Origin of the sequence: Devosia ginsengisoli (assembly GCF_007859655.1) — a bacterium.
Lineage (GTDB): Bacteria > Pseudomonadota > Alphaproteobacteria > Rhizobiales > Devosiaceae > Devosia > Devosia ginsengisoli.
Genome location: NZ_CP042304.1, coordinates 2,054,882 through 2,073,974, shown reverse-complemented (window position 1 = coordinate 2,073,974; position 19,093 = coordinate 2,054,882). Strand labels below are relative to the sequence as shown.

Annotated in this window: 20 protein-coding genes; 6 read left to right on the top strand and 14 right to left on the bottom strand. The window is 63.8% G+C overall.

Annotated features, from left to right (window positions below):
* Positions 1-42: 42 nt before the first annotated feature.
* Both FPZ08_RS10150 and FPZ08_RS10145 read right to left on the bottom strand, forming a co-directional pair.
* Positions 43-1,053, bottom strand: a complete 1,011-nt coding sequence (locus FPZ08_RS10150) for an ABC transporter permease (protein ID WP_146289904.1) — start codon at positions 1,051-1,053, stop codon at positions 43-45.
* Positions 1,054-1,263: 210 nt separating this feature from the next.
* A complete protein-coding gene (locus tag FPZ08_RS10145; protein ID WP_146289903.1) occupies positions 1,264-3,333 on the bottom strand; it encodes an ABC transporter substrate-binding protein in 2,070 nt (689 codons plus the stop codon).
* 161 nt (positions 3,334-3,494) lie between these two features.
* Between FPZ08_RS10145 and FPZ08_RS10140 the strand changes: the two genes are divergently transcribed.
* The gene (locus FPZ08_RS10140) at positions 3,495-4,415 is read left to right on the top strand and encodes a helix-turn-helix domain-containing protein (protein WP_186767290.1); all 921 of its coding nucleotides are present in this window, start codon (positions 3,495-3,497) and stop codon (positions 4,413-4,415) included.
* Positions 4,416-4,579: 164 nt separating this feature from the next.
* On the opposite strand, the gene ychF is transcribed toward FPZ08_RS10140, so the two are convergent.
* Positions 4,580-5,677: a redox-regulated ATPase YchF gene (gene ychF / locus FPZ08_RS10135; protein ID WP_146289901.1), complete on the bottom strand. Its 1,098-nt coding sequence runs from the start codon at positions 5,675-5,677 to the stop codon at positions 4,580-4,582.
* A gap of 141 nt (positions 5,678-5,818) precedes the next feature.
* Between ychF and FPZ08_RS10130 the strand changes: the two genes are divergently transcribed.
* Complete coding sequence (locus tag FPZ08_RS10130) at positions 5,819-7,123, top strand: PQQ-dependent sugar dehydrogenase (RefSeq protein WP_425457584.1); 1,305 nt, start codon at positions 5,819-5,821, stop codon at positions 7,121-7,123.
* Positions 7,124-7,413: 290 nt separating this feature from the next.
* Here FPZ08_RS10130 and FPZ08_RS10125 read toward each other — a convergent pair whose 3' ends face one another.
* The 11 genes from FPZ08_RS10125 to lgt form a co-directional block, all read right to left on the bottom strand.
* The gene (locus FPZ08_RS10125) at positions 7,414-7,926 is read right to left on the bottom strand and encodes a dihydrofolate reductase family protein (protein ID WP_146289900.1); all 513 of its coding nucleotides are present in this window, start codon (positions 7,924-7,926) and stop codon (positions 7,414-7,416) included.
* 2 nt (positions 7,927-7,928) lie between these two features.
* Positions 7,929-8,627 (bottom strand): aminoacyl-tRNA hydrolase, encoded by a 699-nt coding sequence (gene pth, locus FPZ08_RS10120; RefSeq protein WP_146289899.1) that lies wholly within the window; start codon positions 8,625-8,627, stop codon positions 7,929-7,931.
* 67 nt (positions 8,628-8,694) lie between these two features.
* Entirely contained in the window at positions 8,695-9,321 is a 627-nt protein-coding gene (locus FPZ08_RS10115) for a 50S ribosomal protein L25/general stress protein Ctc (RefSeq protein ID WP_246132849.1), read from the bottom strand.
* Between the two features lie 128 nt (positions 9,322-9,449).
* Positions 9,450-10,685, bottom strand: a complete 1,236-nt coding sequence (locus FPZ08_RS10110; protein WP_146289897.1) for an RNA polymerase sigma factor — start codon at positions 10,683-10,685, stop codon at positions 9,450-9,452.
* Complete coding sequence (locus FPZ08_RS10105) at positions 10,685-11,035, bottom strand: YciI family protein (protein ID WP_146289896.1); 351 nt, start codon at positions 11,033-11,035, stop codon at positions 10,685-10,687. Before FPZ08_RS10105 ends, FPZ08_RS10110 begins: the two co-directional genes overlap by 1 nt.
* Positions 11,036-11,127: 92 nt before the next feature.
* Positions 11,128-11,487 (bottom strand): YciI family protein, encoded by a 360-nt coding sequence (locus tag FPZ08_RS10100; protein ID WP_146289895.1) that lies wholly within the window; start codon positions 11,485-11,487, stop codon positions 11,128-11,130.
* A 75-nt stretch (positions 11,488-11,562) separates the two neighbouring features.
* Complete coding sequence (locus tag FPZ08_RS10095) at positions 11,563-12,075, bottom strand: GNAT family N-acetyltransferase (RefSeq protein ID WP_146289894.1); 513 nt, start codon at positions 12,073-12,075, stop codon at positions 11,563-11,565.
* A gap of 4 nt (positions 12,076-12,079) precedes the next feature.
* Positions 12,080-13,012 (bottom strand): ribose-phosphate pyrophosphokinase, encoded by a 933-nt coding sequence (locus FPZ08_RS10090; protein ID WP_146289893.1) that lies wholly within the window; start codon positions 13,010-13,012, stop codon positions 12,080-12,082.
* Positions 13,013-13,294: 282 nt separating this feature from the next.
* Complete coding sequence (pgeF, locus tag FPZ08_RS10085) at positions 13,295-14,065, bottom strand: peptidoglycan editing factor PgeF (protein ID WP_146289892.1); 771 nt, start codon at positions 14,063-14,065, stop codon at positions 13,295-13,297.
* Entirely contained in the window at positions 14,062-15,144 is a 1,083-nt protein-coding gene (locus FPZ08_RS10080; protein WP_146289891.1) for a class I SAM-dependent methyltransferase, read from the bottom strand. Before FPZ08_RS10080 ends, pgeF begins: the two co-directional genes overlap by 4 nt.
* Before the next feature lie 339 nt (positions 15,145-15,483).
* Positions 15,484-16,317, bottom strand: coding sequence for a prolipoprotein diacylglyceryl transferase (lgt, locus tag FPZ08_RS10075; RefSeq protein ID WP_246132894.1), 834 nt, complete (start codon positions 16,315-16,317; stop codon positions 15,484-15,486).
* A 105-nt stretch (positions 16,318-16,422) separates the two neighbouring features.
* Between lgt and FPZ08_RS10070 the strand changes: the two genes are divergently transcribed.
* The 4 genes from FPZ08_RS10070 to proC all read left to right on the top strand — a co-directional run bounded on the left by FPZ08_RS10070 (position 16,423) and on the right by proC (position 18,940).
* Positions 16,423-16,677 carry an accessory factor UbiK family protein gene (locus FPZ08_RS10070; RefSeq protein ID WP_146289889.1) on the top strand — a complete coding sequence of 85 codons (255 nt, stop codon included), beginning with the start codon at positions 16,423-16,425 and terminating at the stop codon, positions 16,675-16,677.
* The gene (locus FPZ08_RS10065) at positions 16,678-17,406 is read left to right on the top strand and encodes a metallophosphoesterase family protein (RefSeq protein ID WP_146289888.1); all 729 of its coding nucleotides are present in this window, start codon (positions 16,678-16,680) and stop codon (positions 17,404-17,406) included. It begins immediately after the preceding gene.
* 218 nt (positions 17,407-17,624) lie between these two features.
* Positions 17,625-18,125, top strand: a complete 501-nt coding sequence (locus FPZ08_RS10060) for a type III secretion system chaperone family protein (protein WP_146289887.1) — start codon at positions 17,625-17,627, stop codon at positions 18,123-18,125.
* Positions 18,122-18,940 carry a pyrroline-5-carboxylate reductase gene (gene proC / locus FPZ08_RS10055; protein ID WP_425457583.1) on the top strand — a complete coding sequence of 273 codons (819 nt, stop codon included), beginning with the start codon at positions 18,122-18,124 and terminating at the stop codon, positions 18,938-18,940. The genes FPZ08_RS10060 and proC overlap by 4 nt, the downstream gene beginning before the upstream one ends.
* The last annotated feature ends 153 nt before the right edge of the window (positions 18,941-19,093 follow it).

Here is a 19,093-nt window from a genome sequence, read left to right as displayed (position 1 = left end):
CATCTGATGGCAGGGGAATGGACGAGCGGGTATCGAGATCGGTCATTCGCTGCCTCCCCCAAGACGGATGCGGGGATCGAGCGCCACCAGCAGGATATCGGAAATGATGTTGCCGACGATCAGCGTGGCGGCCAGCACCAGCATGAATGTGGCGGTGACATAGACATCGCCCACGCCCATGGAGCCGACAATGGCCGGGCCGACAGTGGCAAGGCCGAAGACGATGGCCACCTCGATTTCGCCGGTCAGCATATAGGGCAGTACCACGCCCTGATAGGCGACCAGCGGATGGAGCGCATTGGGCACGGCATGCTTCATGATGACGGCGCCTTCGGGTAGGCCTTTGGCTCGCGCGGTCTCGACATACTGGCTGTTGAGCACGTCGAGCAGGTTGGCGCGCATCACGCGCATATTATAGGCCAGCCCGCCAAAGGTGGCGATGAACACGACCGGCCAGACATGCTGGACGAGGTTGACGAACTTGTCCCAGCTCCAGGGCGCGCCGCCATAGCGGGCCGAGAAGAACATGCCGACCTCGCTGACATTGAGCCGGAACACCAGGAAATAGAGAATGATGATGGCCAGCAGGAAGCGGGGGATCGTCATGCCGAGGAAAGAGATGATGCCCAGTCCGGTATCGACCCAGGAATATTGCCTTGTCGCAGCCAGAATGCCGAGGCCAATGCCCAGCAGCGAGGCGAGCAGGTGGCAGACCAGCGCCAGGGCGATCGTGGCGGGCAGGCGCTCGGCCACGACCTGGCCGACATCCTTGTTGTAGAAGAAGGAGTGGCCGAAGTCGAAGCGGGTCACGATGCCTGATATCCAGCGGAAATACTGCACGATGATGGGGTCGTTGAGGCCATGGGCCTCGCGATACAGTTCGGCCTGCGCCTCGGCCACGGTGGGGGCCGCGCCACCCTGGTTGATCAGCATGGAGCGGATCGTGTCGCCATAATCGCCCGGCGGCGCCTGGATGATGGCGAAGGTCACCACGCTGAGCAGGAACAGCAGCGGGATCGCGCCCAATATGCGCATGGTCAGAAATCGAAGCATGGCGGCCTCTTAACCTATCCGGGTATTGCACCGGGGTCTCAGTCGTCTCCCTCCCCCTTGTGGGGAGGGATCAAGGGTGGGGGGGCCACGCGCACTGTTTGCGGAACCATACCCCCACCCTGCTCGATCACGGACTTAGCGAAGGGCTAAGTCCTATCTCGCTCTCCCTCCCCACAAGGGGGAGGGAGGCAGGAGCCGAGGCGCCGGTGGTCACACCGGGCCCGCGCCGCCCGGAGCGCCCGGAAGCGTCTCGGGGTGCAGTTCGTAATCGCCCTGCTTGTCCTCGGGGACGTAGACGCGTTCGCGGATGATGTTGTCCTCGGCCCAGTTGAACATGAAGATCGGGGCGCCGGCCGGGATATTGGCGAAGCGCTTGTTGATGATCAGCGCACCTGGATACTGCGTCAAACCGACGGAATAGACGTTCTCGGTGAAGACGTGCTGGAAGGTCTTCATCAACTCGGCCCGTTCGGCATTGTCGCTGGTGGCGACAAAGGCATTCACCGTATCGACCAGTTCCTGCTCGAAGGGCAGGGTGTCCACTGTTCCATCCGTGCCGGCGCGGTGGAAGTAGCTGGTCTGCGGACCCGTGGGCGCGAGGAAGGTCGTGCCCTGCACCACCGAGACCATTTCGGCGCCCTGGCGGCGGACATGCCAGTCGAACTGGCCGGCCTGCTGCATGTCGTCACGCGAGGTTCCCTGCTGGAAATTGGCGATGACGCGCAGGCCGAGCGGTTCCATCATGGCGATGACGCCTTCGGCTAGGTTGGTGTCGGTCGCATAGTCCGTATTGGCGAGCAGGGTGATTTCCACATCCGCGCCGCCATCGGGCAGGTTGCGTACGCCATTGCCGTCGGTATCGATCAGGCCGATGCCGTCGAGCAGGGCATTGGCCGCGTCGAGGTTATACGGATAATAGACCGTCGAGGCCTTGTCGTAGAAGGCCGTGCCGGCATAGAGGCCGCCCGGATAGATGGCGGTGAACGGACCGCGGACCAGCGAGTCACCCAGCCGCTGGCGATCGATGGCGATCGAGACGGCCTTGCGGAAATCGAGGTTCCGGTTCAGTTCGTGGATGGCCTGGCCGCGGGCATCGGGTTCGCCCCAGCCATTGGCCGAGAGGTTGAATTCGAGCGCATAGCCGATGGTGCGGGCGCCGAACTGCAGGCGGGCCGGGGCGCTGTCTTCGGCCGAGCGCTTCAGCGCCTCGACATAGCTTTCGGCCTGTTCGAGGTTGGAGAAGTCGCCAGAACCGGCGACGGCCTGCACGTCGCGGTCAGCCCAGGTGCTGAGGCGGTAATGCATTTCGTTGAGATAGGGCAACTGGTTGCCGTTCTCGTCGACCTTCCAGTAATAGGGGTTGCGGCGCATCACCACGATGTCGTCCGGCCGATATTCCACCGGCACCCAGGCGCCCATCACCGGCATGTTCATATATTCCGGCGGGAAGGCGTTCTTGAACTGCTCGTAGGTGTTGTCGGAATATTTGGGATGCTGGGGCTTGAGGATATGGCTCGGGCCGGGGCAGAAAGTGCCGTAGGCCATGGCATAGAGATATTGCGTGGGCCGGACTTCCTTGAAGGTCCATTTGATCGTGTAGGGATCGAGCGCTTCAAGCGTCGTGCCGACACCGAAGGTCTCCGGCGTGCCGCCATTGAGCGGGGAGACGTTGGAGTCCATGATGGCGTCGTTCCAGTAGAACATGACGTCATCGGCGTCGAAGGGGTCGCCGTCGGACCATTTGGCGCCTTCGATCAGGTGCATGGTCAGCTCGTGCCCGTCTTCGGACCACTCCCAGCTCTTGGCCAGGTTGGGAAGCGGTTCGAGCTCGTCGGCCTTCACCTCGAAGAGCGGGCCGGTGCGCGTCAGGCATTCCGAGAGGCCGATATCGATGCCGCCCCAGCCCTGGTTCTGGCCGGCGGTATAATTCCAGCCTTCGGGGCGGCCGCCGATCACATGGCGCATTACGTCGCCATAGACGCCAATGCCGTCGGGCATGTCGCCGGTCTTGAACACCAGCGGCTCCTTGGGCAGGCGCTCGGCGACGGGGGGCAGGGTGCCGGCCTCGACATATTTCGCCGTGACCCAGTCGGGTTCATGATATTCGGGCAGCGCCTTGTATTCCTGGATGTCGGAAACGCTGACGAAGTTGGGCTCGCTCTGTGCCGAAAACTCCGGCGGATCTGGAAGCTCGCCCGTCAAATCCTGGGCTTGCACTGCAAGCAGTGAAATGCCCAGCATCAATCCTGCCCCGCCAAGGGCATAAGCATGCTTTTTCATAAAACCTCCCATTTGCACTGGGACGGCGCTTTTGGCCGCTAGCCGGATACTCCCGTCCGGCCTGTTCCGTGCTGACGAGCAAATGGTACGCCTTGCCTTGGACGAAACAATCCGGAATGATAGAGACTTGTTTCGGGTTTCAAAGAAGTCGGCCGATAAGTATGACTGTTGATAGCCCCGTCCAGCCGCGCCGCGTCCGTGAAGGGGCGCCGCGCCCGACGCCCCGGCCGGACCGGAGCTTTTATTCCTCGGGCAAGGCTTTCGGGCGCTTCGGCATCCGCTCCTTTCCGCCCCAGATCATGCCGCAGCCGCATAGCCACGGCCATATCGAGTTCAACTGGCTGACCCGCGGCACCATGGACTATGTGTTCGACGGCGGCCCGGTCAGCGTGGGGGCAGGGCGGCTGGTGGCCTTCTGGGCCGGCATTCCGCACCAGACAGTGGGGCTGACCGGCATCGGGGACGGGCGGCAGCTCAATATCTACCTGCCCATGGATGCTTTTCTCGAAATGCCCCAGCTCGGACGCCTCACCGAAACGCTGATGGGCGGCGGTGTCATCCAGCTCAGCCCCGATTGCATCGGCCTCGATACGCTGGAACGCTGGCACCAGGACTATCGCAGCGGCAATGCCCTGCGCACCGATATCGTGCGCTCCGAGATCGGCACGATGTTCCGCCGCGCCGCCATTACCGGCTGGGAGACGCTGCTGCCGGCCTGGGTCGAACGATCAGGCACGCGCACCCGCACCGGCTCGCCCGTGCGTTATGTGGTGCGCATGGTGCGCCATATCGTGGAGAACATCACCGACCCGCTGGGCGCCGAGGAAATTGCCAAAGTGGTGGGGCTGCACCCCAATTACGCCACCAACCTCTTCACCAAGGTGATGCATATCTCGGTGCAGAAATTCGTCACCCGCATGCGGCTGATCCGCGCCCGCTCGCTACTGTTCGACGGCAGCCTTTCCATCGCCAATGTCGCCTTCCAGGCTGGCTTTGTCAGCCAGACCCAGTTCTACGAGCATTTCCGCAAGGCCTATGGCATGACCCCGAGCCAGATGCGCAAGGATACGATCGAGGGGTAGTGCGCCGTAAGCCTCCCACACGCGATGTCATCCCGGCCTTGAGCCGGGATCCATCCTGAAGTGGCGCCGCATGAGCGTGGGGCCTAGCCATTCGACCATAGGTCTCATGGCCTTGAGGTCTGAAATCGCTCCACCGGAGCGATTTCACCGCGAAGCGGTCGACCTCAAGTATTAAACTTGAACAGCATCACGTCGCCGTCCTTGACGACATATTCCTTGCCTTCGTCGCGCGCCTTGCCGGCTTCCTTGGCGGCGACTTCGCCGCCCAGGGCGACGAAATCGTCATAAGCAATGGTCTGGGCGCGGATGAAGCCGCGTTCGAAGTCCGAATGGATGACGCCGGCGGCAGCCGGTGCCTTGTCGCCCTTATGGATGGTCCAGGCGCGCGATTCCTTGGGGCCGACTGTGAAATAGGTCTGCAGGCCCAATAGGTCATAGGCCTCGCGGATCAGCCGGTTAAGGCCAGGCTCATGCAGCCCCAGCGATTCCAGATATTCAGCCTGCTCGGTATCGGGGAGTTGGGCCAACTGGCTTTCGATCTCGGCCGAAATGATGACCACGCCGGCGCCATTGGCATGGGCATAGTCTTGCACGGCCTTGCTCATGGCATTGCCCGCTTCAGCCGAGGCCTCGTCGACATTGCAGACATAGAGCACGGGCTTGGATGTCAGCAGCTGCAGTTCCTGGAAGGCCTTTTCTTCCTCGTTGGACCGCTCGACAAAACGGGCCGACTTGCCCTCGCGCAGCAGCACCAGCGACCGGTCGATCAGGTCCAGCGTGATCTTGGCGTCCTTGTCGTTGCCCTTGGCCTTTTTCTCCACGCCGGTGCGGCGCTTTTCGAGGCTTTCGAGATCGGCCAGCATCAGTTCGGTCTCGACCACTTCGGCATCGGCCAGCGGATCGACCTTGTTGGCGACGTGGATGATATTGCCATCTTCAAAGCAGCGCAGCACATAGGCGATGGCGTCGCATTCGCGGATATTGGCCAGGAACTGGTTGCCCAGGCCCTCGCCCTTGCTCGCGCCCTTCACGAGACCGGCAATATCCACAAAGCTCATGCGCGCCGGCTGCACATTGATCGACTTGCCGATCTTGGCCAGCCTGTCGAGGCGTGCGTCGGGCACCGGCACATCGCCCACATTGGGCTCGATGGTGCAGAACGGGAAGTTCGCCGCCGCGGCGGCAGCGGTGCGGGTCAGCGCGTTGAAGAGGGTCGACTTGCCGACATTGGGCAGGCCGACAATGCCCATCTTGAAACCCATGACTATGCTCCAGAATTTGTTGGCCCTCACATCGTTCGGATGGAACGATAAGTCAATGCGGCAGGGCGCATGGCCATCTTGTCGCGGGTCGCGTGACCGCCTATCAAGGCTGCCAGCTAGGAATGCCGGAGGAATCCCGCCGTGGACGTATTGATTTCGCTTGTCGTACTTGCCGCCATCATTGCCGGAGGCCTCTGGTTCTATTACCGCGGCCGCCATATGGGGGCCTTCAAGCAGGCCGTGGGCACGACGCCCGTCATTCCCCAGGCCAAGCCGCAGGGCGCCATGCCCATGCTGAAAATGCCGACGGCCATGGGCTGGGCGCCCGGCACGGCACCGACCGTCGCTGCCGGCCTCAAGGTCGCGCCCTTTGCCACCGGGCTCGATCATCCGCGCATGATCTATGTCCTGCCCAATGGCGACGTGCTGGTCGCCGAAGCGGCGACGCTGGTCGGCAAGGCCAATTCCATCCGGGACATGGTCATGCACCGGACCCTGATCCGCGCCGGGGCCTCGCGTCCGAGCGCCAACCGCATCACCCTGCTGCGCGATGCCGATGGCGATGGCGTTCCCGAAATCCGCGAAGTGTTCCTCGAAAATCTCAACCAGCCCTTCGGCATGGCGCTGGTCGGCAACACGTTCTATGTCGGCAATACCGACAGCGTCGTGGCCTTCCCCTATGAGACCGGTCAGACCAGCATCACCGCGCCGGGCCGCAAGCTCATGGAGATGAAGCCGGGCGGCCACTGGACGCGCAACCTCATCGCCAGCCAGGATGGCAGCAAGCTCTATGTGGCGGTGGGCTCGCAGAGCAACATCGCCGATGCCGGCATGGCGGTCGAGGAAGGCCGCGCCTGCATTTTCGAGCTCGACCTCAAGACCGAGCAGCACCGCATTTTCGGCGCTGGCCTGCGCAATCCCGTCGGCATGGCCTGGGAACCGACCAATGGTTCGCTGTGGACCGTGGTCAACGAACGCGACGGGCTGGGCGACGAAACTCCGCCCGATTACCTGACCTCGGTCAAGGATGGCGGCTTTTACGGCTGGCCGTTCTGCTATTGGGGCCAGACCGTGGATGATCGCGTGCCCCAGGATGCGGCTTTGGTCGCCAGCGCCCTGACGCCCGATTATGCCCTGGGCGGGCACACCGCCTCGCTCGGCCTGTGCTGGCTGCCGGAAAACACCCTGCCGGGCCTGCCGTCAGGCATGGTCATCGGCCAGCATGGCTCGTGGAACCGCAGCAAGCTCAGCGGCTACAAGGTCATTCTGGTGCCGTTTGCCGACGGCAAGCCGCAGGGCACGCCGATCGACCTGCTGACCGGCTTCCTCGCCGCCGACGAAAAGACCTCCAACGGCCGCCCGGTCGGCGTGACTGTCGCCAAGGACGGCGCGCTGCTGGCCGTAGACGATGTCGGCGATGTCGTCTGGCGCGTAACGGCGGGCTGACGCTACCGACTGTCCCAGTAGCCCTCATGGTGAGCCTGTCGAACCACTGACGCGTGGGCTCTCCCCCTTCTCCCCTTGCGGGAGAAGGTGCCCGAAGGGCGGATGAGGGGTCCTGCGCTATCCGGAAGCATTGAAGCATGGGATGACGCAGCACCCCTCACCCGGAAATCCGCTGAACGCGGATTTCCACCCTCTCCCGCAAGGGGAGAGGGTGATCTGGTGGTTGGGCCTACTCCGTGGCTGCGAGCGAGTTTGGTAGGTTACGGAAGCCGTAACGGTCCGAACTAAGATCAGCGGATGTAGCTGAGCCGCGTCACGCCATTGGCGAAATTGGTGCTGGTGGCCAGCGTAAAGCCGGGCAGGTGGTGGTGGTCGATATGCTCGGTGCCCGCCCCCAACACCACGGGCATGACGAACAGCTCCACCCGCTCCACCAGCCCGGCCTCGATCAACCGGAACGCCAGCGCCGTATCGCCCTGCACCCACACATTGCCGCCACCCTTGGCCCGCGCTGCAGCCACTACTGCCGCCGGGTCATCCGCCACCACGGTCACCGGCGCACCGATATCGGTCAGCGGCGTATCCGACGGCACCACGCCCGGCACCGGGCCATAGGGCCATGTGCCACTGGCGACGATCTTGTCATAGTTGGCGCGCGCGGTGATGACCGCCGTCACCCCGGCGATGAAGTCGTGAAAGCCCAGTTCGGGGATGAAATAGGGGCCCTGCCAGGCCGTTGAACCCGTGGCGTCGGTCACGAAACCGTCCTCGCTCAGCGCCTGGAAGAATACGACCTCGGCCATTTTCACTCTCCGCGTAATTTCCTCAGCATTTCGGCCATCGGGCCGGATTTTGGCAGTTCCACCTGCGGCTTGCTCGGTCGCGCCTGCCTGATATGGCTCTGCGCCTTGGGCGCCGGTTTGGGCTCGGGCTCGTCATCTGCCCGGACGGCCAAAGCCAGCTTGTTCATGAAGCCGCTATCGTCGCCCTTGATCAGCATATCGGCATGCTTGCCTACCGCGTCGAGCAGCGGCTCGACCCAGTCGCGATCGGCCTTGGCAAAGTCGCCCAGCACATGGTGGGTCACGAATTCCTTGCCGGGATGGCCGATGCCCAGGCGCACGCGCTTGTAGCCGAGCCCGATCTGCGGATCGATGGAGCGCAGGCCGTTATGCCCGCCATTGCCGCCGCCTACCTTGACGCGTACCTTGCCGGCGGCCAGGTCGAGTTCGTCATAAAGCACGATGATGTCAGACGGCGCGATCTTGTAGAACTGGGCCACCTGCTGCACGCTGTCGCCCGAGCGGTTCATGAAGGTCTGCGGCTTGAGCAGGATCACCTTCTCGCCGCCGATATTGCCTTCGGCGAGCAGCCCGCCATGCTTGGAGCGGAACTGGGTGATACCATGCGTGCGGGCAATGGCGTCGAGCGCCATGAAGCCGATATTGTGGCGATTGCCTTCATATTGGCCGCCCGGATTGCCCAGGCCGACAAGCAATTTCATCACGCACTCCAAAACGAAAGAGGCGACCCGAAGGCCGCCTCGAACTCATAGCAGAAAACCGGAAAGATTACTCGGCTTCCGGCTCGGCCGCAGCTTCGGCTTCGGTTTCGTCACCGGCCGACTTGAGCGCCGACGGCGCAACGATGGTGGCGATGGTGAAGTCGCGATCGGAGATCACCGGGGTCACGCCCTTGGCCAGGGTCACGGCCGAGATGTGGATGGAATCGCCGATATCGTAACCCGTCAGGTCGACGGTGATTTCCTCGGGGATGTCGCTGGCGGGTGCCGAGACTTCCACCGTGTGGCGGACGACGTTCAGCGTGCCGCCGCGCTTCAGGCCCGGGCTGGCTTCTTCATTGATGAAGTGCACATGCACCTGGACGTTGAGCTTGGTGCCCTTGCCGACGCGCAGGAAATCCACATGGATCGGGAAGTCCTTGACCGGGTCGAGCTGGTAGTCGCGCGGAATCACGCTGTGCTTGGTGCCATCGACATCGAGTTCGATGATGTGGCTGAGGAAGCCGCCGGCATAGATCTGCTTGTGGGCGTCCTTGTAGGGGATGGCGATGGTGACGGGAGCCTTCTTGTCACCATAGATAACAGCAGGAACGAGTCCCTGACGGCGCAGTTCACGAGCGGCCCCCTTGCCAACTCCCTCACGCGCCTGTGCCTTGAGCACTTTAATCGCAGCCATGGAAATATCCATTCTGGGTTGGTGTATGCGTCACTACAACAGCATACGCGCCCGTCCTCCAGGGGTGACGAGCGCTTCATGGCGCGGGCTATAGCGGAAAGGGGAGCGAGGGGCAAGGGATTGTGGCGCTAGCCATCCTGCAACGCCGTCCTTTGCCCGATAAGATAATGCCGCACGGCTTCGTCCGTCGACAGGCCGATGGCGAGGGTCAGCGCCTCGTGCGCCTCTTCCTTCCGCCCGGCGAGAGCCGTGAGATGGCCGCGGGCGGCCCAATAGGGCTGGTAGTCGGCCATGCGCCTGTCGCCTTCAATGGCGTCGAGGCTCGCCAGCGCCGCTTCGGCGCCCTCGGTCTCCGCCAGGGCCGCGGCGCGGTTGAGCAGGGCGACCGGGGAATGGGTCAGGCCCAGCAGCACATCGTAGAGCGCCACCACGGAGTCCCAGTTCGGCCGGCCGGTCACAAGTCGCGCCACATGGGCCGACTGGATGGCAGCCTCGATCTGGTAGCGGCCGGTGGGGCCGGCCTGGTTGGCCTCGCGCAGCAGCGCCTCGGCCGCCATGATCTGCTTTTCGTCCCACAGCTCGATATCCTGCTGCTCCAGCGGCACATAGGCGCCGGCCGTGTCGCGCCGCGCCTGTCGCCTGGCTTCGGCATAGAGCATCAGCGCCAGCATGCCCTTGGCTTCCGGCTCGTCGGGCAACAGGCTCACCACCAGCCGGCCGAGCCAGATGGCTTCATCGGCCAGCCGTTCGGCAGCGGTATCGCCGATTTCGGTCCAGCCCTTGGCGTAAGCGGCATAGATGGCATCGAGCACGGCATCGAGCCGGCCGGCCAGGTCCTCGCGCTCGGGGATGGCGAAGGGTACGCCCGCCTCGCGGATGCGCGCCTTGGCCCGCACCAGCCGCTGACCCATCGTGGTCGGCGGAATGAGAAAGGCGGCGGCGATGTCGATGGCCGTCAGCCCCAATATGGTCTGCAGGATCAGCGGCGCCCGCATGCCGGCCTCGATTTCGGGGTGGGCGCAGGCGAACATCAGCGCCAGACGGCGGTCGGGGATGGCATCGGGACTGGTGCCGGCCGCTTCGAGTTCCTCGGTCATGAGCTGGATGTGAGCCTCCCCGGCCTTGCTGGTCTGCCGCCGCCGGATCGCGTCGGTCTGGCGGCGGCGGGCAACGGTCAGTAGCCACGCATCGGGATTGCTGGGGACGCCCTGTTCCGGCCAGGATTTGAGCGCGCTGGCAAAGGCTTCCGCCAGCGCGTCCTCGGCCCCTGCCACGTCCCGCGTACGCGCCGCGAGAAAGGCCAGCAGGCGCCCATAGCTGTCGCGCGCCGCCCGCTCTGCCGCACGGCGCGCTGCCTCGTGCATCAGCCGGCCTTCGGCTCGACGATGGGGCGGATCTCGATCGCGCCATGTTTGGAGCTGGGGCAGCGATTGGCCCATTCCACGGCCTGTTCAATCCCGGGCACGTCGATGAAGAAATAGCCGGCCAGCTGCTCGCGCGTATCGGCATAGGGGCCGTCGAGCACGTCGGTCTTGCCGGCGTGGCTGCGCACCACGGTGCTCTCCTTGCTGGGCGAGAGCCGCAGCCCGCCGGAAAACCCTTCGCCGGCCTTGTTGAGCGCCTCGTTGAAAGCGGCATATTCAGCCCACAATTCCCGCTGCGGTGCCTTGGCCATGGCTTCGTCGTCGTGGTGGATGATCATCATGTAACGCATTGGATTTTCCTTTTGCCGGTTCGGTGCATCATGCGCCGATGCAACAATGTCGGGGCACCGTCACGGCTTTCGACTTTTTCGCGAAAAAATCTTCAGCCGGGTGAATATCCCGGATGGTAGGGCCGGATTTCGATCTTTCCCCAGCGCGCTGCCGGGCACAATGAGGCCAGCCTTATCGCCTCATCCATGTCGGGTGCCTCGATGATGAAGTAGCCGCCGAACTGCTCGCGCGTATCGGCATAGGGGCCGTCATGCACCTGCAACTGGCCATCAGGTGCGGCGATGGTCCTGGCGGCGCCGGTCATCTGCAGGGCGGCGGTGTCGATAAAGGCGCGGGCCTTTTCCAGCACTTGCTGATAGGCGGCCATCTGGTCCATGAAGCCGGCCATCTGTTCGGGCGGAATGGTGGCGCCGGCTTTTTCGTCGGCATAGAGCATCAGCAGGAATTTCATCGCATCTCTCCTCGCGGGCACCATAGCCCTTCAGGGCAATGTCGTGCGAGAGGCGGCGATTTCGACATTCGGAGCCTAAATCGCTCCGGCGGCGCGGCGGGTGAAAAACAGCAGCCGTTTCGCGCCGTCAGGCTTGGTATATTCGCGTTTCTCGTTGTGGAGCTTGCTGGCGACCGCGATGGAGGCGGGATTGTCCGGCGAGACGATGCTGGTGATTTCATCGGCCTTTGTATGGGCAAAGCCGAAGGCTAGCGCGGCGCGGGCGGCTTCCAATGCATAGCCCTGGCCGCGTTGGCTCAGCGTGACGTGATAGCCGATTTCGAGAACGGGCCGGCCATCGGCATTCTGCCAGGTCAGGCCGCAATCGCCGATGAATTCGCCACCATGCGTCTCGGTGAGCCAAAGCCCATAGCCATGGACGCGATAGTTTTCCTGGTTCCACGCGATCCAGCGCGCGATGGCACCGTCGTCCTGCATGGCAGGGTAGATGCCTTGCGCATAGTCGTCGGCAAACATGGCCAGCAATTGCGGCGCGTCACTGGCCTGCATTTCCCGAAAGCGCAGGCGCGGGCTGGCGGGAAACGCCATCGCTTTAGTCGAACAGGCTCGAAACGCTCTGTTCGCTTGCGGTGCGGGCAATGGCCTCGCCGATCAGCGGGGCGATGGACATGCGGCGGATATTGCCGGCGGCCTTGGTGGCGGGCGTTTCCTCGATGGAATCGGTCACCACCAGCTCCTTGAGCTTGGATGCGGCGATGCGCTCGGCCGCCCCTTCGGACAGCACACCATGGGTGATGAAGGCCGAAACCTCCTTGGCGCCGGCCTTGAGCAGGGCCTCGGCCGCATTGACCAGCGTGCCGCCGGAATCCACGATATCGTCGATCAGGATGCAGGCCTGTCCGGAGACATCGCCGATGATGTTCATCACTTCGCTGACGCCGGCGCGGGGCCGCCGCTTATCAACGATGGCGAGGTCGGTGCCCAGCCGCTGGGCTACGGCGCGGGCGCGCGCCACCCCACCGACGTCGGGCGAGACGATCATGGTGTTTTCGAGTTTGTAATTGTCCAGGATGTCGCGCGTGATGATCGGCGCGGCATAGAGGTTGTCGGTCGGAATATCGAAAAAGCCCTGGATCTGGGCGGCATGCAGGTCGAGCGTGATGACGCGGTTGACGCCGGCCTCGGTGATCAGGTTGGCCACCAGCTTGGCCGAAATCGGGGTGCGGCCGGTGGCGCGACGATCCTGCCTTGCATAGCCGAAATAGGGCAGCACGGCGGTGATCCGGCGAGCCGATGACCGGCGCAAGGCATCGGTCAGGATCAGCAGTTCCATCAGGTTGTCATTGGCCGGAAAGCTGGTCGATTGCAGGATGAAGGCGTCCTCGCCGCGCACATTCTCATGCACTTCGACATAGACTTCCTTGTCCGCGAAGCGGCGGACCGTACAATCTGTCAGGGGAAGTTCGAGATAACTGGCGACGGCCTGGGCGAGGGCTCGGTTCGAGTTGCCGGTCACCAGCTTCATGGGGCGCGATCCTGTCTCAACCGGTCCCTGTTATCGGGGACCATCCAGTTTCGTGGGCACCTTTAGCGAGTCGTTCCCGGTGGCGCAACGAGACAAATGGATGACAGGCGAAATTGGGTAAACAGGATTCACGAATCCGGCGCGTGTGGCCTACCCCCACCCTTGATCCCTCCCCACAAGGGGGAGGGAGACGATGAACATGAGCGTCAGCGCTGGCGCCTCCCTCCCCTCGATGGGGAGGGATTGAGGGTGGGGTGGAGTCACGCACACCGGTCCTGCGTTTTAAATCAGCCCGATAATCGCAATCTGCCGCCCGGTCTTGCCGCCCTGATGCGTGGCATAGCGATGCGAAAAATACCGCTCGGGCGCGCCATAGGTACAGCCACCCACCCGCTCGACTTGCGTCACGCCCGCCCGGCCCAGTTCGTCGGCCACAAATCCCGGCAGGTCGAAATGCGCCCGCGCGCCGTTATGCGTCGAAAAATGCCGCCAGCCATCGGGGCGCAGTTTCACGAAATCATCCATGAAGTGCGGCCCCACTTCATAATTCTCGCCTGAAATCGTCGGCCCGATGGCGGCGGCGATCCGGGCCGGGTCGGCCCCCAGCGCCACCATGGAGGCGACCGTATTGCCCACAATGCCATCCACCGCCCCGCGCCAGCCGGCATGGGCTGCGCCCACCACGCCCGCTTCCCGGTCGGCCAGCAGGATCGGCGTGCAGTCGGCGGTCAGAATGCCCAGCGCCAGTTGTGGCTGGCGCGTGACGATGGCGTCGGCCTCGACGGGTTGGTCATTGGTGGGGTAGGCGTCCAGCCGATGCACCAGGTTGGAATGCACCTGCTTGAGCAGGAACAATTGGTTGCGGAAAAAGCCTAGGGCCTCGGCCGCCCCGGTCCGGTTGATATCGACCAGCCGCGGCGTGTCGCCCACCGCGATCGACATGTTGTTCTCGGAAAACTCGCCCAGCGAGCTGCCGCCCTTGCGCCCGAAAAAGCCGTGCCGCACCTCAGGCAGGTCGGCCAAAGCCGCGCTTTGCTCGTAATGCTGGGTCATGGCGCAAATCCCTGTGGCATGAGGCCGGGGCTGGCGGCGCAAAAGGCCTTGAACAGATTACCCATCTGCTCGGGCGCCACCAAGCGCGCCTTGGCCGCCGCAATATCCCCCGCCGCAGCAGGGTTGGCGGCACTCAGTGCCCCAGCGCGCTCATTGATGCCCAGCCGGGTCAGGAACTGGCCCTGTGTCGCCAGCGGCTGCACGGCCAGCCCGGCATTGGCTGCCACAGTGCCCAAGGCCTCGAAATCGACATGGGCCGACAGGTCGGTTTCGCCCGGCGCATCGAGCACATCGGCATAGCGATGCTGGCGCACGCCCTGCAAAGTCTCGCCGGTCTGCGTGCGCGCATAGCCGTAATCCACGGCTAGGATCGCCCCGCCTTGCACCGAAACCGTGCCGGCCAACCGCTTCATCACCTCGCCATTGGCCAGGCCCACTTCGAAGACGCTGTTCGGCTCGGCCCCCGCCACCGCCTCGGGCATGGCGCTGGCCGGAATCGGCGTCGGGCTGAGCCCGAAGCTGCGCCGGCCCTCGCTCAGCCCCACCATGCGTTCGTGCCAGCCGGTGTCCATGCGCACGAATTGGCGGATCGGCAGGGCGTCGAAAAATTCATTGGCCACGACAAGCAGCGGGCCCTCGCCGACCTTTTCGAAGGCGTCGATCCATTTCGGCTCATAGGGCTCGAGCCGGGCATTCTGCTCCGCGATCAGCGCCGGATTGGTCTCGAACAGCCGCAGGTCCAGGCCATCGCGAAAGCCCTCTGCGCGGCAGGCCACCCGTAGCATGTCGGCCATCAGCGTACCGCGGCCGGGGCCGAGTTCGAGCAGGGTGAAAGCCTTGGGGCTGCCCATCTGCTGCCACAGATTGACGAAGAAAAAGCCGAGCAACTCGCCGAACATCTGGCTGATCTCGGGCGCGGTGACGAAGTCGCCCTTCGCCCCCAGCGGATCGGCACTCTTGTAATAGCCCTTGGACGGGTGGGTCAGGCCCAGGCCCATATAGGTGGCTACAGACATCGGCCCGCTGGTGCGGATCTGCATGTCGATCAGTTCGGGCAGGGTAGGGGAGTCTTGAACCATCAGCAGACCTCATCCTGAGCTTGTCGAAGGGCGAGGTCGTGGCACCATCTTGCCACGCCCTCGTGGTTCGACAGGCTCACCATGAGGGCTACTCTAGGCACGCAGCCACGGGCACCCTCTCTCCCCATCCTCCGTGCACTCTGTTGTCTTGCCATGACGGTGCGGTTCTTTCCCCTTCTCTCCTCGTGGGAGAAGGTGCCCGAAGGGCGGATGAGGGGGACTTTCTTCAACATGAAAGCGTGGGCGGACGCAGCCCCCTCACCCGGAAATCCGCGTCCAGCGGATTTCCACCCTCTCCCACGAGGGGCGAGGGTGTCGACTGCGAAACCGGTGTGCACCTTACCCACGAACCAGACTCTCCCGCCGCGTCGCCGCCCACACCACCAGCGCCAATCCCGCCAGCACCAGCGGCACGCTCAGCACCATGCCCATGGTCAGCCACCCGCCATAGAGATAGCCGATCTGCTCATCCGGCAGACGCACGAATTCCACCGCGATCCGGCTCAGCCCATAGCCGATGCCGAAAATGCCGGCGACCATGCCCGGCCGGCGCAGGCTGTAGAACACATGGGTGAAGATGCGGATCACCAGGAACAGCAGCAGCCCTTCCAGCGCCGCCTCGTAGAGCTGGCTGGGGTGGCGCGGCAATTGCTCGGGATCGGTCGGAAACACCACGCCCCAGGGCAAGGTGGTCGGCGCGCCATAAAGCTCGGCATTGATGAAATTGGCGATGCGCACGAGGAAGATGCCGATCGTGCTCACCGAGGCGATCAGATCGAGGCCGCTCAGCCAGTTCCCATTGCCCTTGAAGCGGGTGAACAGGATCACCGCCAGCATCAGCCCCAGCATGCCGCCATGATAGCTCATGCCGCCATCGAGCGTGTTGATGATCTCGACCGGGTTGGCCAGGTAATAGGGCAGGTTGTAGAACAGCACATAGCCCACGCGCCCGCCGATCACGATGGCCAGCATGGTCCAGAAGGCGAAATCCCAGATATCCTTGGCCGCAAAGGGCGGCTCGCCCTTGTGCCACAGCCGCGTATTGGCCAGCAGCAGATAGCCATAGGCCGCGCCCAGCCCGACGCCGAACAGATAGCCCAGCGCATACCAGCGCACGGCAAAGGGTCCGATGGCGAAGGCAATGGGATCGATATTGGGGAAGGGCAAAAGCAGCTCCTGCGGCAATCGGCCGGACCATTGCCGCTTCGGCCTCTCTGGTCAAGTCGGCGGGTCTATCCTAAGTAGTGTGGCAAGGGGCCTGCAACGAATGGGTGTGCGATGAGCCAGAATAACAGGATCTTCGACGATCTGGGCCGATTGATGAACGAGGCGGCCGGTGTGGCCGATGGCGTTCGCCGCGAAGTCGAAACCGTCGTCAAGGGCCAGGCCCAGCGGCTGGTGGTCGATATGGACCTGGTCAAGCGCGAGGATTTCGATGCCCTGCGCGAGCTGGTGCAGGTGCAGGGCGAAGAGATCGACGCCCTGCACAAGGAACTCGCGGCGCTCAAGGGCGCCAAGTCCAAGACAAATTAATTGCGGTTCGCCGTCATTTCCGACGTGCATGGCAATGCCATGGCGCTCGATGCCGTGCTGGCCGATATTGCCGGGCAGGGCGTCGATGCCACGCTTTGCCTGGGTGACCATGTCAGCGGCCCGCTCGACCCGGCCGGTGCCGCCGAACGGCTGATGGGGCTCGATGGCCCGGTCATTCGCGGTAATCACGACCGCTGGCTGGCCCAGGGCCGCCGCGACGACCGCGATCTCGATCCGACCGACCAATTCGCCAGAAGGCAGCTCTCTGCCACCCAGCATGCCTGGCTCGCCGCGCTCCCCGCCACATCGGTCTTCGAGAACGAAATCTTCCTCTGCCACGGCACGCCGGCCAGCGACAATGTCGCCTGGCTCGATGACTGGTATTACGATCGCAAGACCACATTGCCCTCAGAGCAAGCCGTGACGGCCCCTGCCGAGGGCATCGATTATCCCGTCATGCTGTGTGGCCACACCCATATCGCCCGCTCGGTCCGCCTGCGCGATGGGCGGATGGTCGTCAATCCGGGCGCGGTGGGGCTGCAACTTGTGCACGGCTCCCCCGATGCGCGTTATGCTGTGATCGAGCGGCGCGATGGCAAATGGCGCACCAGCCTGCGCGTCGTCGAATACGATCATCACGCCGCGGCGCAACAGGCCGTCGACAATGGATTTCTCCCCTGGAAGCAAGCGCTGGCAACGGGTTGGGCCGATGCGAGTGGCCTGTTCTGACGCGCAATTGCCTGTGAACGCGTCGTCAACGTTAACAGTCCGTTAACACTAGGGCGCCCATCGTCATCCACAAGAGAATGCCGTCCATGGTCCGCGTTCCGTCCCCTGAATCAGTGGGGGCGTGTAGGGTCATTTCATCAGGACGATTCGTAAGCCTCGTGCGTGCGGCCCAGTTTCCTGAATACCCAAAATCTGCCGGTTAATGGACGGAACCGTCGATGTCACTGCTGCAAGTCGAGCCCGATCGCAATGTCCACCCGGTGGACATTATCGAGCATATCGCCTCGATCAACGACTGGACTTTCGAGCGGCAGGATGCCGACGAAATCTCCATTTCCGTGCGCGGCGGCTGGTCGGATTACCATGTCTCCTTCAACTGGATGGAAGACCTCGAGAGCCTGCACATTGCCTGCGCCTTCGACCTTAAGGTGCCCGAGGGGCGGCGCGGCGAGATCAAGCAGTTGATTTCATTGATCAATGAGCAGCTCTGGATCGGCCATTTCGATATCTGGAACAAGGAAGGCGTGGTGCTGTTCCGCAATTCGCACCTGCTGACCGGTGGCGCCGATGTGTCGCCGCAGCAATGCGAGGCCTTGTTGCGCTCGGCCACCGATAGCTGCGATCTCTATTACCAGGCCTTCCAGTTCGTCGTCTGGGCCGGCAAGACTGCCGCCGATGCGCTGAGCCATGTCATGTTCGAAACGGTGGGCGAAGCGTGAGCGTCTCGCTCAGCCATCTCGGCCCGGTCATGCTGGTTGGTGCCGGCAAGATGGGCTTGGCCCTCGCCCGTGGCTGGCTCGATGCAGGCCTGCGGCCCAACCACCTGATCCTGGTCGATCCGGCGCCCAATCCGGCGGCCCTGCAACTGGCCGAGGATTACGGTCTCACCCTTAATTCCGATGCCTGCGGGCTGCTGCCCAATGTGCTGGTGCTGGCGGTCAAGCCGCAGATCATCGACAAGGTCATGGAGTCTCTGCAGCCCATTGTCGGGCCGCATACTCTGGCCATTTCCATCGCCGCCGGCATCGACATTGCCCGCCTGTCGCGCGGGCTCGACATGGGCCGCGTCGTGCGCACCATGCCCAATACGCCGGCCCAGATCGGCAAGGGCATTACCGGCGCGGTGGCCGGTCCCGATGTCGGGCCGGAAGACCGCGAGACGGCCGAAGCATTGTTGAGCGCGGCCGGCCCGGTGGTCTGGTTCGACGACGAAGCGCTGCTCGATGCGGTGACCGCCGTGTCCGGCTCCGGCCCAGCCTATGTGTTCCACATGGTCGAGGCCCTGGCCGAAGCCGGCAAGAAGCTCGGCCTGCCCGACGCCATTGCCGAACAACTGGCGCGCCAGACCGTCATCGGCTCCGCCGCCCTGCTCGAAGCCGATCCGGCTTCGCCCGCCACCCTCCGGCAGAACGTGACCTCGCCCAACGGCACCACCGCCGCCGGCCTTGCCGTGCTGATGGAGGGCCTGACGCCGTTGATCGAGCAGACCACCGAAGCCGCCCGCAAGCGCAGCGAAGAACTGGGTCGGAGCTGAAGCTCTGCGGCTCCCGTCACCCCACCCTCGATCCCTCCCCATCAAGGGGAGGGAGGCGCATGGCTTATGTCAGTGGTCCAATATTTCCCTCGTCCACCGGACAGGCTTCCCTCCCCCTTGGGGGAGGGAATGAGGGTGGGGGTAAGCCACAAG

Excerpts from the sequence above, each read along its gene's own strand:
- pth (WP_146289899.1), bottom strand. The coding sequence starts at position 8,627 with ATGAAATTGCTTGTCGGCCTGGGCAATCCGGGCGGCCAATATGAAGGC.
- FPZ08_RS10125 (WP_146289900.1), bottom strand. The coding sequence starts at position 7,926 with ATGGCCGAGGTCGTATTCTTCCAGGCGCTGAGCGAGGACGGTTTCGTG.
- FPZ08_RS10145 (WP_146289903.1), bottom strand. The coding sequence starts at position 3,333 with ATGAAAAAGCATGCTTATGCCCTTGGCGGGGCAGGATTGATGCTGGGC.
- FPZ08_RS10140 (WP_186767290.1), top strand. The coding sequence starts at position 3,495 with ATGACTGTTGATAGCCCCGTCCAGCCGCGCCGCGTCCGTGAAGGGGCG.
- FPZ08_RS10080 (WP_146289891.1), bottom strand. The coding sequence starts at position 15,144 with ATGGTTCAAGACTCCCCTACCCTGCCCGAACTGATCGACATGCAGATC.
- ychF (WP_146289901.1), bottom strand. The coding sequence starts at position 5,677 with ATGGGTTTCAAGATGGGCATTGTCGGCCTGCCCAATGTCGGCAAGTCG.
- FPZ08_RS10060 (WP_146289887.1), top strand. The coding sequence starts at position 17,625 with ATGTCACTGCTGCAAGTCGAGCCCGATCGCAATGTCCACCCGGTGGAC.
- pgeF (WP_146289892.1), bottom strand. The coding sequence starts at position 14,065 with ATGACCCAGCATTACGAGCAAAGCGCGGCTTTGGCCGACCTGCCTGAG.
- FPZ08_RS10115 (WP_246132849.1), bottom strand. The coding sequence starts at position 9,321 with ATGGCTGCGATTAAAGTGCTCAAGGCACAGGCGCGTGAGGGAGTTGGC.
- FPZ08_RS10100 (WP_146289895.1), bottom strand. The coding sequence starts at position 11,487 with ATGAAATTCCTGCTGATGCTCTATGCCGACGAAAAAGCCGGCGCCACC.
- FPZ08_RS10095 (WP_146289894.1), bottom strand. The coding sequence starts at position 12,075 with ATGGCGTTTCCCGCCAGCCCGCGCCTGCGCTTTCGGGAAATGCAGGCC.
- FPZ08_RS10070 (WP_146289889.1), top strand. The coding sequence starts at position 16,423 with ATGAGCCAGAATAACAGGATCTTCGACGATCTGGGCCGATTGATGAAC.
- FPZ08_RS10090 (WP_146289893.1), bottom strand. The coding sequence starts at position 13,012 with ATGAAGCTGGTGACCGGCAACTCGAACCGAGCCCTCGCCCAGGCCGTC.
- FPZ08_RS10110 (WP_146289897.1), bottom strand. The coding sequence starts at position 10,685 with ATGCACGAGGCAGCGCGCCGTGCGGCAGAGCGGGCGGCGCGCGACAGC.
- FPZ08_RS10105 (WP_146289896.1), bottom strand. The coding sequence starts at position 11,035 with ATGCGTTACATGATGATCATCCACCACGACGACGAAGCCATGGCCAAG.
- FPZ08_RS10150 (WP_146289904.1), bottom strand. The coding sequence starts at position 1,053 with ATGCTTCGATTTCTGACCATGCGCATATTGGGCGCGATCCCGCTGCTG.